Origin of the sequence: Streptomyces laculatispora (assembly GCF_017353455.1) — a bacterium.
In the GTDB taxonomy this organism is placed as follows: domain Bacteria; phylum Actinomycetota; class Actinomycetes; order Streptomycetales; family Streptomycetaceae; genus Streptomyces; species Streptomyces laculatispora.
On record NZ_JAFMPZ010000059.1, the window covers coordinates 1 to 14020 of the forward strand.

At 70.7% G+C, this 14020-nt stretch carries 10 protein-coding genes; 2 read left to right on the forward strand and 8 right to left on the reverse strand.

Features of this window, described 5'->3' with window-relative positions:
• From J1C73_RS02520 to J1C73_RS02540, 5 genes are all read right to left on the reverse strand, one after another.
• Positions 1–1423 (reverse strand): DEAD/DEAH box helicase (locus J1C73_RS02520; RefSeq protein WP_207314876.1); only part of this gene is annotated, 1423 nt, incomplete at its 3' end.
• 242 nt (positions 1424–1665) lie between these two features.
• Entirely contained in the window at positions 1666–1869 is a 204-nt protein-coding gene (locus tag J1C73_RS02525) for a cold-shock protein (RefSeq protein ID WP_015607926.1), read from the reverse strand.
• Between the two features lie 289 nt (positions 1870–2158).
• Positions 2159–2770, reverse strand: coding sequence for a TetR/AcrR family transcriptional regulator (locus tag J1C73_RS02530; protein WP_207314877.1), 612 nt, complete (start codon positions 2768–2770; stop codon positions 2159–2161).
• Between the two features lie 68 nt (positions 2771–2838).
• Positions 2839–3345, reverse strand: coding sequence for a pyridoxamine 5'-phosphate oxidase family protein (locus J1C73_RS02535; protein WP_207314878.1), 507 nt, complete (start codon positions 3343–3345; stop codon positions 2839–2841).
• A gap of 89 nt (positions 3346–3434) precedes the next feature.
• Positions 3435–4019, reverse strand: a complete 585-nt coding sequence (locus J1C73_RS02540; RefSeq protein WP_207314879.1) for a HutD/Ves family protein — start codon at positions 4017–4019, stop codon at positions 3435–3437.
• Positions 4020–4155: 136 nt separating this feature from the next.
• Between J1C73_RS02540 and J1C73_RS02545 the strand changes: the two genes are divergently transcribed.
• The gene (locus J1C73_RS02545; protein ID WP_207314880.1) at positions 4156–5079 is read left to right on the forward strand and encodes a rhomboid family intramembrane serine protease; all 924 of its coding nucleotides are present in this window, start codon (positions 4156–4158) and stop codon (positions 5077–5079) included.
• 119 nt (positions 5080–5198) lie between these two features.
• On the opposite strand, the gene J1C73_RS02550 is transcribed toward J1C73_RS02545, so the two are convergent.
• From J1C73_RS02550 to J1C73_RS02560, 3 genes are all read right to left on the reverse strand, one after another.
• Entirely contained in the window at positions 5199–6743 is a 1545-nt protein-coding gene (locus tag J1C73_RS02550) for a glutamate synthase subunit beta (protein WP_207314881.1), read from the reverse strand.
• A complete protein-coding gene (gene gltB / locus J1C73_RS02555; RefSeq protein WP_207314882.1) occupies positions 6736–11304 on the reverse strand; it encodes a glutamate synthase large subunit in 4569 nt (1522 codons plus the stop codon). The genes J1C73_RS02550 and gltB overlap by 8 nt, the downstream gene beginning before the upstream one ends.
• Before the next feature lie 411 nt (positions 11305–11715).
• Positions 11716–12450, reverse strand: a complete 735-nt coding sequence (locus J1C73_RS02560) for a VIT1/CCC1 transporter family protein (RefSeq protein ID WP_207314883.1) — start codon at positions 12448–12450, stop codon at positions 11716–11718.
• Between the two features lie 264 nt (positions 12451–12714).
• Between J1C73_RS02560 and J1C73_RS02565 the strand changes: the two genes are divergently transcribed.
• Entirely contained in the window at positions 12715–13935 is a 1221-nt protein-coding gene (locus J1C73_RS02565; protein ID WP_242643608.1) for an ADP-ribosylglycohydrolase family protein, read from the forward strand.
• Positions 13936–14020: the final 85 nt, after the last annotated feature.

The window sequence follows — 14020 nt, forward strand, 5'->3', positions numbered from 1 at the left end:
ACCCCGTGCCGCCGGGCAGCGTGCGCGGCTTCGGCTGGGTCGGCTGCGGGACCTCGATCACGATGGCGACACCGGAGGGCTCACGCGCCCCGGTGATCCGGGTGAGCTCCTCGTCGCTGGACTTGATCCGGGTGGTGCGCGGCGCGATGCCCGCGTCCTGCATCAGCCGGGTCATCTCCCGCTTCTCCTCGGGCAGCACCAGCGTGACGACGCTGCCGGACTCCCCGGCGCGCGCCGTGCGCCCGCCGCGGTGGAGGTAGTCCTTGTGGTCGGTGGGCGGGTCCACGTTGACGACCAGGTCGAGGTCGTCGACGTGGATGCCGCGCGCCGCCACGTTCGTCGCGACGAGCGCGGTGACCTGGCCGTTCTTGAACTGGTCCAGGGTCCGGTTGCGCTGCGGCTGCGAGCGGCCGCCGTGCAGGGCGGCAGCCCGCACACCGCTGGCGAGCAGCCGCTTGGCAAAGCGGTCGGCGGCACGCTTGGTGTCGACGAACATGATCACCCGGCCCTCGCGAGCGGCGATCTTCGTGGCGACGACCTTCTTGTCGGTCTCGTCGAGCACGTGGAGCACGTGGTGCTCCATGGTGGTGACCGCACCGGCGGACGGGTCGACCGAGTGCACGACGGGGTCGGTCAGGAACATCTTGACCAGCCGGTCGATGTTCTTGTCCAGGGTCGCGGAGAAGAGCATTCGCTGCCCGTCCGCCTCGACCTGCTTGAGCAGGGCGACGACCTGCGGCATGAAGCCCATGTCGGCCATCTGGTCGGCCTCGTCGAGGACGGTGATGGCGACCTGGTCGAGACGGCAGTCACCCCGCTCGATGAGGTCCTTGAGTCGGCCGGGCGTGGCGACGAGCACCTCGGCGCCGCGGCGCAGGGTGCCGGACTGCTTGCTGATCGACATCCCGCCGACGACGGTGGCCATCCGCAGGTTGACGGACGTCGCGTACGGCGTCAGTGCGTCGGTGACCTGCTGGGCGAGCTCGCGGGTCGGGACGAGGACGAGGGCGAGCGGCGCCTTCGGCTCGGAGCGGCGTCCGGCGGTGCGGGCCAGCAGCGCGAGGCCGAAGGCCAGGGTCTTGCCGGAGCCGGTACGGCCGCGGCCGAGGATGTCCCGGCCGGCGAGCGAGTTCGGCAGGGTGGCGCCCTGGATCGGGAACGGGTCGGTGACGCCCTGCGCGGCAAGGGTTTTCAGCAGGGCGGCGGGCATGTCCAGCTCGGCGAACGCCTCGACGGCGGGCAGTGCGGGGGTCATGGTTTCGGGCAGGGCGAACTCACCCTGCGGCGGCGTGGCCTTGCGGCGCGGCGACGCCTTGCCGGATCCCTTGCCGGAACCCTGTGCGGTTGCCTTTGCCTGGGCCGTGCCACGCCCCCTCGACGGGCGATTGCGGGCGGGACGGTCCTGACGTTCGGAGCGGGTCATACGGAATTGCCCTCCTGGGGATTCCTGGGAACTACGTGGGACTGCTGGGACTTGCCGGGGCCTGCGCGGAATGCGGACTGCGGCACGCGGTGCGCGGGGGCCCGGAACACCCGGGGTGCTTCGTCGCACCCGGTGCGGGGCGCTCGACGGCGCCCGGGACTTCCGTACTTCCCAGGGACAGCACAAGCCGGGACCCGCACCTTCACGGTGCGGGCCCCGGCTGCGAGGTACGCGTCCGGCAATTAGGCCGGGACGATGTTCTCCGCCTGCGGGCCCTTCTGGCCCTGCGTGACGTCGAAGGAGACCTTCTGGCCCTCCTGGAGCTCACGGAAGCCCTGGGTGGCGATGTTGGAGTAGTGGGCGAAGACGTCAGCGCCGCCGCCGTCCTGCTCGATGAAGCCGAAGCCCTTTTCCGAGTTGAACCACTTCACGGTTCCAGTAGCCATGTCATTCTCCTAAAACAGGTGCAGTGCCGGAAATCCGCACTTTACGAATTCCAAGTCGCCGCATTGAGCCCCACCCGGAGAAAGCCGGAAAACATTAAAGCGCCTGAGGAAGCATTCCCGTCAGGCGCACATAAAGTTCATGGGTACCAAAACTGCAACCGGACCACCGTAGCACGATCTGCCGACCAGCGGTGGGACACGCCACGCCGCCGGCCGGCTGTTTTCCGAGTGAACCCTTGGGGCGTACGGGTCGGAGCCGTTCGAAGATCACCAGAGGTCCCGGACCGCCTCAGCCGCGCAGGGCGATCCCCTCCAGGACCATCGACAGGTACTGGCGGGCGATCTCCTCGGGGCTGTGCTGTCCGCCCGGCCGGTACCAGGAGGCGGCGACCCAGACGGTGTCGCGGACGAACCGGTAGGTGAGGCGGATGTCGAGGTCGTCGCGGAAGACCCGGTCGGCGACGCCGCGCTCCAGGGTGCCGAGCCAGGCCTTCTCGAACTTCTGCTGGGAGTCGGCGAGGTACTGGAACCTCGGCTGGGCCGCCAGGTGCTGGGACTCCTTCTGGTAGATGGCGACGGCTGCACGGTGCCGGTCGATCTCGCGGAAGGACTCGGTGACGAGGGCCTCGATGGTCTCCCTGGGGCCGAGCCCGGCGGCGAGAACGGCGTCGTACCCCTCCCAGAGCTCGTTCAGGAAGGTGGAGAGGATCTCGTCGACCATCGATTCCTTGGAATCGAAGTGGTAGTAGAGGCTGCCCGCGAGCATTCCGGCCGCGTCCGCGATCCTGCGGACGGTCGTGGCGTTGTATCCCTGCGCGGCGAACACCTCGGCGGCGGTGGCGAGCAGTTCGCCGCGCCGCTCGGGGGAAGGCGTCGCCTGTGGCTTCTTCTTGGTAGGCACCCGCCCATTCTCCGCCCGGTCGCCTCCCCCGCCGCCCTGCCGGCCCCAGGGGCGCCCTGCCGGGCCCGTCAGGAGGTCTCGGACAGGGAGCCGTCGTCGTTGCCCCTGCGGAAGGAGCGCAGCGGCCGGCCGGGGCGCCAGACCCGGATGACCAGGGTGTCGCCGCCCTCGAGGCCGGTGTGCACCACCTCGGTCAGCTCCATCCCGAAGAGGTGGAAGGGTTCCGGCGGCTTCACCTCGTCGATGAAGTGGGCCAGCACCACGGGGTCGGTCACCTCCACCGCCCGTCCGGAGATCCGGACGTCCCCGTCGGCCATCTCGGCGTCGGGGCCGGGGTTGGCCTGCACGGCGAAGCGGGGGTCGCGGCGCAGGTCCAGCGCCTTGCGGGAGTTCGGCATCATGCCGAGGAACGGCTCACCCAGCCGGAACTCCACTTCGAGGCCGGTGACCCGGGGCGACCCGTCCTTGCGCAGGGTCGCCAGGACGTGGTGCCTGTACTGCTGGAAGCGGTGTCGCACGGCGTCCGCGAAGTCCGGCTCCGCGGTTCGGAAATCTGCCCAGGAGTTCGATGTCATGGGTTCATCGAACTCCGGAATCCCGACATCCTCTGTCCGGATTCTTGCCGGCTGTCGCGGACCACCCGTTCGGGTGCCTCCCGGTGCCGCTACCGGCTGCCGGGCCCGTGTCCCGTCAGCGTGATCAGCGCCGCCCATCCCTGCGTCCGCAGCACGCACGACGCCCGGCCGTGCAGCAGCACCGCGTCGTAGCAGCCGAGTCCGGTGTCCGTACCGTCGATGACGGCGCCGTCCTCCAGTGCCACGGCCAGCACCGCCCCGCCCTCGGGCGCCATCAGCCGCAGGGTGCCGCGGACGACCGCCACCTCGGCCCGCGTACGGTCCCTGCGGTGCATCACGTTGAGATTGACGACCGGGCCCGCCAGCAGCCGTCCGTCGGTCTCCACGTCGCCCGGGAAGTCGTGGGGCCAGTACGGCTCGTCGACGATGTGGTGCTCACCGTCCACCATGAGGTCCATCCCGGCGCCCTCCACCACGGTCAGGGTGCGGTCGACGCCGGGGAACGCGGAGAACGGCCCGTCCTCGGTCACGTCCGCCAGGCTGACCCGCCAGTCGAAGGTGCCGGCCGCCGCGCCGGGGGACGCGGCGATCTCGCGGGTGACTCCCCCGCCGTTCTTCCAGGGCACCTGCGCACGGCCGGCCGCGCGCAGGATCCGGAACGCCTCGGAGGTCATGCGGGTTCTCCAGTCTCGACGGGTTCGGGACCCCGAGCCTAAGCCCGGATGGTCCGTACTCCCGGGGGTTCGCTATCTTGATCGCCGCCGCCCCCCACCGGCCGCTCTTGCCCGTCCACCGATGAAGGAGCCGGCCATGGAGGCCGCCATCACCACGTGCTACCGCCATCCCTCGTACGAGACGTATGTGAGCTGTACCCGCTGTGAGCGCTTCATCTGCCCGGACTGCATGCGCGAGGCCGCGGTCGGCCACCACTGCGTCGAGTGCGTGAAGGAGGGGCGGCGTTCGGTCCGCCAGGCGCGGACGGTCTTCGGCGGGGCGGTGGCCAGGAGTACGGTTCCGCTCGTCACCTATGTGCTGATGGGCCTGAACATCCTGGTGTACCTGGTCGAGCTGGTGCGCCCGGGGATCGTCGACCGGTTCGGGATGACGGGTGCGGGGCTGGCCGGTCCGGACGGCAGCCAGTACGTCTACGTGACCGGCGGCTACCCCGGCCTCGATGTCATCGGGGTGGTGGGCGGTGAGTGGTACCGGCTGCTGACCAGTGCCTTCCTGCACCTGCCACCCGGCGAGTCCTCCCTCGGCCCGGTGCCGTTCGGGGTGCTGCACATCGTCTTCAACATGTACGCGCTGTGGAACCTCGGCCGGGTCGTCGAGGAGCAGCTGGGGCGGGTCCGCTATCTCGCGCTGTACCTGCTGTCCGCGCTGGGCGGTTCGGTGCTGGTGTACCTGATCGCACCGCTGGACACCGCGGTGGGCGCCTCGGGAGCGGTCTTCGGGCTCGCGGCGGCCTTCTACGTCATCAACCGGCGGCTGGGCCGGGACATGCACGCGGTGAACAGGTTCCTGGCCGGGTTCCTGGTCTGGATGGTGATCTCGGCGGGATTCACCTCGTGGCAGGGGCATCTGGGCGGGCTGCTGACCGGTGCGTTGGTGACGGTCGTCTACGCGTACGCCCCGGCGGAGCGCCGTACGACGGTCCAGACCGCCGGGTGTGTGGTGCTGTTCGCCGTGCTGATGCTGCTGGTGGTCCTCAAGACGTCGGCGCTGACGGGCTGAGCCTGCCGTGCGCCTGCCCCGGGACGCGCCACGGCGCCTGCCGAATCGTCCGGTCGGGGACGGGCAGGCGCCGCGTTCAGTTCCGTACGCCGTTGTACGGGACGTCTGGTGTGCCGTGATCAGACCATCATGGAACGGTCCGTCGGGCGGATCGGGGCCGGCAGTGCGCTGGCTCCGGTGAGGAAGCGGTCCACGCCGCGTGCCGCGGAGCGGCCCTCGGCGATGGCCCACACGATGAGGGACTGGCCGCGGCCTGCGTCACCGGCGACGAAGACGCCGTCCACGTTAGTAGCGTAGTCGTCGTCGCGGGCGACGTTGCCACGGGCGTCGAGTTCCAGGCCGAACTGCTGGACCAGGCCGTTGGCCTGGTCGGTGCCGGTGAAGCCCATGGCGAGGGTGACCAGCTGGGCGGGGATCGTCCGCTCGGTGCCGGGCTTCTGCTCCAGCTTGCCGTCCTTGAACTCCACCTCGATGAGGTGGAGCGACTGGACGTTGCCGACGGTCTGTCCCTCTTCGGGCGCGGAGCCCTCGAAGTGGGTGGTGGAGACGGAGTAGATCCGTCCCTCACCCGCCTTCGGCGAGGAGGGGCCCTGCCCCGGCTCAGCGCCCTCCTTGAGGCCCGCCAGAACCTCGGTCTCCTCGTGCGCGGAGGTGACCTTGTAGAGCATCGGGAAGGTCGGCCAGGGCTGGCCGGCGTTCCGGTCCTCGCCCGGCCTGGGCATGATCTCCAGCTGGGTGACGGAGAGCGCGCCCTGCCGGTGGGCGGTGCCGACGCAGTCGGCGCCGGTGTCGCCGCCGCCGATGACGACGACGTGCTTGCCCTCGGCGGTGATCGGGGAGACCGTCAGGTCGCCCTCCTGCACCTTGTTGGCGAGCGGCAGGTACTCCATCGCGAAGTGCACACCGTTCAGCTCGCGGCCCGGGACGGGCAGATCGCGGGAGACGGTGGCACCGGCGGCGATGACGACGGCGTCGTAGCGGCGGCGCAGCTTGGCGGCGTCGACGTCCGTGCCGACCTCCACCTCGGTGCGGAACTTGGTGCCCTCCGCGCGCATCTGCTCGATGCGGCGGTTGATGTGCGACTTCTCCATCTTGAACTCGGGGATGCCGTACCGCAGGAGGCCCCCGATGCGGTCCGCGCGCTCGTAGACGGCGACCGTGTGGCCGGCCCGGGTCAGCTGCTGGGCGGCCGCGAGTCCGGCGGGGCCGGAGCCGATGACGGCCACGGTCTTGCCGGAGAGGCGCTCGGGCGGCTGCGGGGTGACGTCTCCGCGGTCCCACGCCTGGTCGATGATGGAGACTTCGACGTTCTTGATGGTGACGGCCGGCTGGTTGATGCCGAGCACACACGCCGACTCGCACGGGGCGGGGCAGAGCCGCCCGGTGAACTCCGGGAAGTTGTTCGTGGCGTGCAGCCGCTCGGACGCGGCCGTCCAGTCCTCGCGGTAGGCGTAGTCGTTCCACTCGGGAATCAGGTTCCCCAGCGGACAGCCCTGGTGGCAGAACGGGATGCCGCAGTCCATGCAGCGGCCGGCCTGCTTGCTGATGATCGGGAGCAGCGAGCCGGGAACGTAGACCTCGTTCCAGTCCTTGACGCGCTCGCCGACGGGGCGGGTCTCGGCGACCTCTCGGCCGGTGGTCAGGAAGCCCTTGGGGTCAGCCATTGGTCGCCGCCTCCATCATCTTCTCGGTGGTCTCCTGCTCGGAGAGACCGGCGAGCTCAGCGGCGTCCTTGGCGGCGAGCACTGCCTTGTAGGTGGACGGGATGATCTTGCTGAAGCGGGACGCACCGCCGGCGGCGCTGTCCCACTCGGCGAGGAGCTTCTCGGCGACCGTGGATCCGGTCTCCTCCTGGTGGCGGCGCACGACATCGTGCAGCCACTGCCTGTCGGCGTCGGAGAGCTCCTCGACCGCGCCGAGGTTCCCGACGTTGACGTGGTCGCGGTTGAGGTCGATGACGTAGGCGACGCCGCCCGACATGCCGGCCGCGAAGTTGCGTCCGGTCTCGCCGAGTACGACGGCGTGCCCGCCGGTCATGTACTCGCAGCCGTGGTCGCCCACGCCTTCCGAGACGACCGTGGCGCCGGAGTTGCGGACGCAGAACCGTTCGCCGGTGCGGCCGCGCAGGAACAGCTCGCCGCCGGTGGCGCCGTAGGCGATGGTGTTGCCCGCGATGGTGGAGTACTCGGCGAGGTGGTCGGCGCCGCGGTCCGGGCGGACGATGACGCGGCCGCCGGAGAGGCCCTTGCCGACGTAGTCGTTGGCGTCGCCCTCCAGGCGCAGCGTCACACCGCTGGGGAGGAAGGCGCCGAAGGACTGGCCTGCGGAGCCGGTGAAGGTGATGTCGATGGTGTCCTCGGGCAGGCCCGCACCGCCGAACTTCTTCGTGACCTCGTGGCCGAGCATGGTGCCGACGGTCCGGTTGATGTTGCGGATCGCGATCTGCGCGCGGACCGGCTGGGCGCTCTCGGCGCTGTCGGCCTTCAGGGCGTCGGCGGCGAGCTTGATCAGCTCGTTGTCCAGGGCCCTGGACAGGCCGTGGTCCTGCTCGGCGACCTGGTGGCGGACGGCGCCCTCGGGCAGCTCGGGGACGTGGAAGAGCGGGGCGAGGTCGAGGCCCTGGGCCTTCCAGTGCGTGATCGCACGGTCGGTGTCGAGCAGCTCGGCGTGGCCGACGGCCTCTTCGATCGTACGGAAGCCGAGCCCGGCGAGGATCTCGCGGACTTCTTGGGCGATGAACTCGAAGAAGTTGACGATGTACTCGGCCTTGCCGGAGAAGCGGTCGCGAAGGACCGGGTTCTGGGTGGCGATGCCGACCGGGCAAGTGTCCAGGTGGCAGACGCGCATCATGACGCAGCCGGAGACGACGAGCGGCGCGGTCGCGAAACCGAACTCCTCGGCGCCCAGCAGTGCGGCGATGACGACGTCGCGGCCGGTCTTGAGCTGGCCGTCGGTCTGCACGACGATGCGGTCGCGCAGCCCGTTGAGCAGCAGCGTCTGCTGGGTCTCGGCGAGGCCGAGCTCCCAGGGTCCGCCCGCGTGCTTCAGCGAGGTGAGCGGGGAGGCGCCCGTTCCGCCGTCGTGGCCGGAGATGAGGACGACGTCCGCGTGTGCCTTGGAGACACCGGCGGCGACCGTGCCGACGCCGACCTCGGAGACCAGCTTCACGTGGATGCGGGCCGCCGGGTTGGCGTTCTTGAGGTCGTGGATCAGCTGGGCCAGGTCCTCGATGGAGTAGATGTCGTGGTGCGGCGGCGGGGAGATCAGGCCGACGCCCGGGGTGGAGTGCCGGGTCTTGGCGACCCACGGGTAGACCTTGTGGCCGGGCAGCTGGCCGCCCTCGCCGGGCTTGGCGCCCTGCGCCATCTTGATCTGGATGTCGTCCGCGTTGACCAGGTACTCGCTGGTGACACCGAAGCGGCCGGAGGCGACCTGCTTGATGGAGGAGCGGCGCGCCGGGTCGTACAGCCGGTCGGCGTCCTCGCCGCCCTCGCCGGTGTTGGACTTGCCGCCCAGCTGGTTCATGGCGATGGCGAGGGTCTCGTGCGCCTCGCGGGAGATCGAGCCGTAGGACATGGCGCCGGTGGAGAAGCGCTTGACGAGGTCGGAGACGGACTCGACCTCTTCGATGTCGATCGCCTCGCGGTCCGAGACGAAGCCGAACAGGCCGCGCAGCGTCATCAGCCGCTCGGACTGCTCGTTCACCCGGTCGGTGTACTGCTTGAAGATGTCGTAGCGGCGGTTGCGGGTGGCGTGCTGGAGGCGGAAGACCGTCTCCGGGTCGAACAGGTGCGGTTCGCCCTCGCGGCGCCACTGGTACTCGCCGCCGATCTCCAGCGCGCGGTGCGAGGCGGAGATGCCGGTGGCGGGGTAGCCCTTGGCGTGCCGGGCGGCGACCTCCTTGGCGATGACGTCGAGTCCGGCGCCGCCGATCTTGGTGGCGGTGCCGTTGAAGTACTGGGCGACGAAGTCCTCGTCGAGGCCGACGGCCTCGAAGACCTGGGCGCCGCGGTAGGAGGCGACGGTGGAGATGCCCATCTTGGACATCACCTTCAGGACGCCCTTGCCCAGCGCGTAGATGAGGTTGCGGATGGCCTGCTCGGCCTCGATGCCCTCGATGAAGGTGCCGGCCCGGACCAGGTCCTCGACGGACTCCATGGCCAGGTACGGGTTGACCGCGGCGGCGCCGAAGCCGATCAGCAGCGCGACGTGGTGGACCTCGCGGACGTCACCGGCCTCGACCAGCAGCCCCACCTGGGTGCGCTGCTTGGTGCGGATGAGGTGGTGGTGGACGGCCGAGGTGAGCAGCAGCGACGGGATCGGCGCGTGCTCGGCGTCGGAGTGCCGGTCGGACAGGACGACCAGGCGGGCGCCGTCCTCGATGGCGGCGTCGACCTCGCCGCAGATCTCCTCGATCCGCGCGGCCAGCGCCTCGCCGCCGCCGCCGACCCGGTAGAGGCCGGAGAGCGTGGCGGCCTTCATGCCCGGCATGTCGCCGTCGGCGTTGATGTGTATGAGCTTGGCCAGCTCGTCGTTGTCGATCACCGGGAACGGCAGCGTGACGCTGCGGCACGCCGCGGCGGTCGGCTCCAGCAGGTTGCCCGCGGGGCCGAGCGTGGAGCGCAGCGAGGTGACGAGCTCCTCGCGGATGGCGTCCAGCGGCGGGTTGGTGACCTGCGCGAACAGCTGGGTGAAGTAGTCGAAGAGCAGCCGGGGGCGGGCGGACAGCGCGGCGATCGGGGAGTCCGTGCCCATGGAGCCGAGCGGCTCGCCGGCGGTGCGGGCCATCGGGGCGAGGATGACGCGGAGCTCTTCCTCGGTGTAGCCGAAGGTCTGCTGGCGGCGGGTGACGGAGGCGTGCGTGTGCACGATGTGCTCCCGCTCGGGGAGGTCCTCCAGCTCGATCTCGCCGGTCTCCAGCCACTCCTGGTAGGGCTGCTCGGCGGCGAGGGACGCCTTGATCTCGTCGTCCTCGATGATGCGGTGCTCGGCGGTGTCGACGAGGAACATCTTGCCGGGCTGCAGGCGGCCCTTGCGGACGACCTTGGCGGGGTCGATGTCCAGGACGCCGACCTCGGAGGAGAGCACGACGAGGCCGTCGTCGGTGACCCAGTAGCGGCCGGGTCGCAGACCGTTGCGGTCGAGGACCGCGCCGACCTGGACGCCGTCGGTGAAGGTGACGCAGGCCGGGCCGTCCCAGGGCTCCATCATCGTGGAGTGGTACTGGTAGAACGCGCGCCGGGCCGGGTCCATGGAGTCGTGGTTCTCCCACGCCTCGGGGACCATCATCAGCACCGAGTGCGGCAGCGAGCGGCCGCCGAGGTGGAGCAGCTCCAGGACCTCGTCGAAGGAGGCCGAGTCGGAGGCGTCCGGGGTGCAGACGGGGAAGATCCGGTCCAGCTGCTCCGGACCGAAGAGGCTGGAGGCGAGCTGGGACTCGCGGGCCTTCATCCAGTTGCGGTTGCCCTTGACCGTGTTGATCTCGCCGTTGTGCGCGACGAAGCGGTACGGGTGTGCGAGCGGCCAGCTCGGGAAGGTGTTGGTGGAGAAGCGCGAGTGGACCAGCGCGACCGTGGTGGCGAACCGGTCGTCGGAGAGGTCCGGGAAGAACGGCTCCAGCTGCCCGGTGGTGAGCATTCCCTTGTAGACGATCGTGCGGGCGGAGAGCGACGGGAAGTAGACCCCGGTCTCACGCTCGGCGCGCTTGCGCAGCACGAAGGCCTTGCGGTCCAGGACGATCCCGGTGCTCTCGCCGTCCGCGACGAAGAGCTGGCGGAACTCGGGCATGGTGGCGCGGGCGCCCTTGCCGAGGATGTCGGGGGTGACCGGGACGTCGCGCCAGCCGAGGACGTTCAGGCCCTCTTCGGTAGCGATCTTCTCGAGGCCGCGGACTGCTGCTGTGGAGTCGTCCGCGGGCAGGAATGCGATGCCGACGGCGTAGGCACCGGCCTCGGGGAGGTCGAAGTCGACCTCTGCGCGGAGGAAGGCGTCCGGTACCTGGAGCAGGATTCCGGCGCCGTCACCGGAGTCGATCTCGGATCCGGTGGCGCCGCGGTGTTCGAGATTGCGCAGTACGGTCAGCGCCTGCTCGACCAGCTCGTGGCCGGCCACACCGGTCAGAGTGGCCACGAACCCGACACCACAGGCGTCGTGCTCGTTGCGGGGGTCGTACATCCCCTGCTGGGCGGGGCGACCGTCCATGGGCGACCAGGCGTCGGTGCGCATCGGCTCTCCCGTCGTCGTCGTGGCATATGAACAGCCGAGGGACGACGTTGGCCCTCTGCGAAATTTCGTGCAGATTACATGATGGGACGCTTCTCAAGAAGCGGATAGCTCGTTCCAACATACGGACACCGCGATGGCGGTGGAGTGGGTCGCAGTCGGAGGATCGGCGCCCGGGGGGGACCGCAGAGAGCAGGCGTCGTTGCCTGCGGTGTCTACGGCTCATGCCCGGCGGGAGCACAAACGAAACCGCCGGGTAACGACTACTTATGTGTAGTCCTGCATAGAGTCTCATTTTACGTCGCGCGAGGCCGTACCGCCCAGTGGCGGCTGCCAAGACGTACGTCACACAGATGGCGCACACGTAACGGGCCGGGATCGCGGTTTCGATCCCGGCCCGGCCCTCGTCGTGCCTCAGCCTCCGACGGCGACGCCGAACAGCATGCCCAGGCCGTAGGTGACCGCGGCCGCCGCGCCGCCGAGCACCAGCTGGCGCAGTCCGCTGAACCACCAGCTGCGGGCCGTGACCCGGGCCACCACCGCACCGCAGCCGAAGAGGCCGGCCAGGGCGAGCAGCACGGCCGGCCACAGCGTGTTCGCACCGAGCAGGTACGGCAGCAGGGGCAGCAGGGCGCCCAGCGCGAAGGCGCCGAACGAGGAGACGGCCGCGACGAGGGGCGAGGGCAGATCGCCCGGGTCGATGCCGAGCTCCTCGCGGGCATGGATCTCCAGAGCCTGCTCCGGGTCGTGCGACAGCTGCCGGGCGACCTCGCGGGCGAGGCCGGGCTCGACTCCGCGGGACTCGTAGAGTGCGGCGAGCTCCCGCTCCTCGTCCAGCGGGTGCTTGCGCAACTCCCGCCGCTCGACGTCGAGTTCGGCTTCCACGAGCTCACGCTGCGAGGCGACGGAGGTGTACTCGCCGGCCGCCATGGAGAAGGCGCCCGCGGCCAGACCGGCCAGTCCGGTGATCACGATCGTCCGGTGCGAGACATCACCGCCCGCGACACCGGTCATCAGGGCGAGGTTCGAGACGAGACCGTCCATGGCGCCGAACACCGCCGGCCGCAGCCAGCCACCGTTCACATCGCGGTGCGTGTGGTTGTCCCGGTGCGCCTCGTGCAGTACGGCGTCGGTCTCGATGATGGACACAGCTCTCCCCTTCTCCGGCAGCGGGTCCAGCCCGCTCCGCCCCCGCTCGACACCATCGAAAGTACGCACGAAAAATGGCCCCCGCCAGCAAGGCAGGCCGTACTTACCACTGTCCGTGACCAGGTAGGTACGGCTTGCCTTGCTGTCCGAAGACCGTCATCCGAGTGGCCCTTTTGTTGCGATTATCGGCCTCTGTCATGGCTTCGCGTGGCACAGATCCCACAGGTACGGGAACTGGCTCGGTACGAGCGAAGGGTCGACGCGATGGAGCTGATCGCAGGAAATCCGGCAGCGCCGCACACGGACGGCACGCGGGCGGCTGTACGCGGGGCGCCGGCCCCGGGCGAAACGGTCCGGGGCGGTCCGGGCGACCGGGCCAGGGGTTCGCTGCTGGGCCTCGCGGTCGGCGACGCGCTGGGCGCCCCCGCGGAGAACATGCGGCCCTCCGAGATCCGCCGCCGCTGGGGCCGGATCGAGAGCTTCGTGAGCGACGACCCGGCGGGCACCGACGACACGGAGTACGCGATCTTCTCCGGGCTGCTGCTGGCCCGGCACGGTTCGGCCCTGACCGTGACCCATGTCGAGCGGGCCTGGCGGCTGTGGATCGCGGACCTGGACGAGGGGCCGTTCCGCGGTGCCGGGTTCAGCGAGCGTGGCACGCTGGAGAACCTGCGCCGGGGACTCACCGCCCCGATCTCCGCCCAGCACCGGCACGCCTGGAGCGACGGTCTGGCGATGCGGGCGGCGCCGTTCGGCGTCTTCGCGGCGGGCCGCCCGGCCGAGGCGGCCCGGCTGGTCGCGGTGGACGGCCGGGTCAGCCACGATGGCGAGGGCATCTACGGCGGCCAGGCGGTGGCGGCCGGGGTGGCGGCCGCGATGACGGGGGCCGGGGTCACCTCCGTGATCGCGGCCGCGCTCTCCGTCGTACCGATGGACTCCTGGACCGCTCGTTCGCTGCGCCGCGCGGTGACGGCCGCCCAGCGCACCTACCCCGACCGGCTCACGAGGGAACGCGCGGTGCGCTCGGCCGTGGTCGTCGGCGGCTACCCGTGGACGGACCTGGCCCCGGAGGCGGTGGGGCTGGCCTTCGGGGCGTTCGCCGCGGCGCGCGGCGACTTCCGTACGGCGGTGCTGACCGCGGTCAACATGGGCCGCGACGCCGACACCACGGCCGCGGTGGCGGGCGCCCTGGCCGGGGCGCTGCACGGGGCCTCGGCCATTCCGCGCCACTGGGCGGAGGCGATCGGCCCGGTCCGGGGCAGCTGCCTGCCGTCGATGCGCGGCTACCACGTGCTGGACATCGCGGAGCTGCTCACCCCGGCCGAGGCGGACGAACGGGGCGCGGAGGGGCCCGCCGCCCCGGAGTCCGGCGGCGGGGGGCACGGCAGCGGACCAACCGGAGCACCCGAGCCAACCGAGCCAACCGGAGCACCCGAGGACACCGCGCCGGTCCCCGTCGCGGGCGGAACGGCGGTGGGGCGATGACCACGGCGAAGGACACCTCGCGGTCCGGGCACCCGGACCCGGCGCGCGGGCGCGAGGGCAGCGCCCCGGCCGCGTCGCTCCCCGA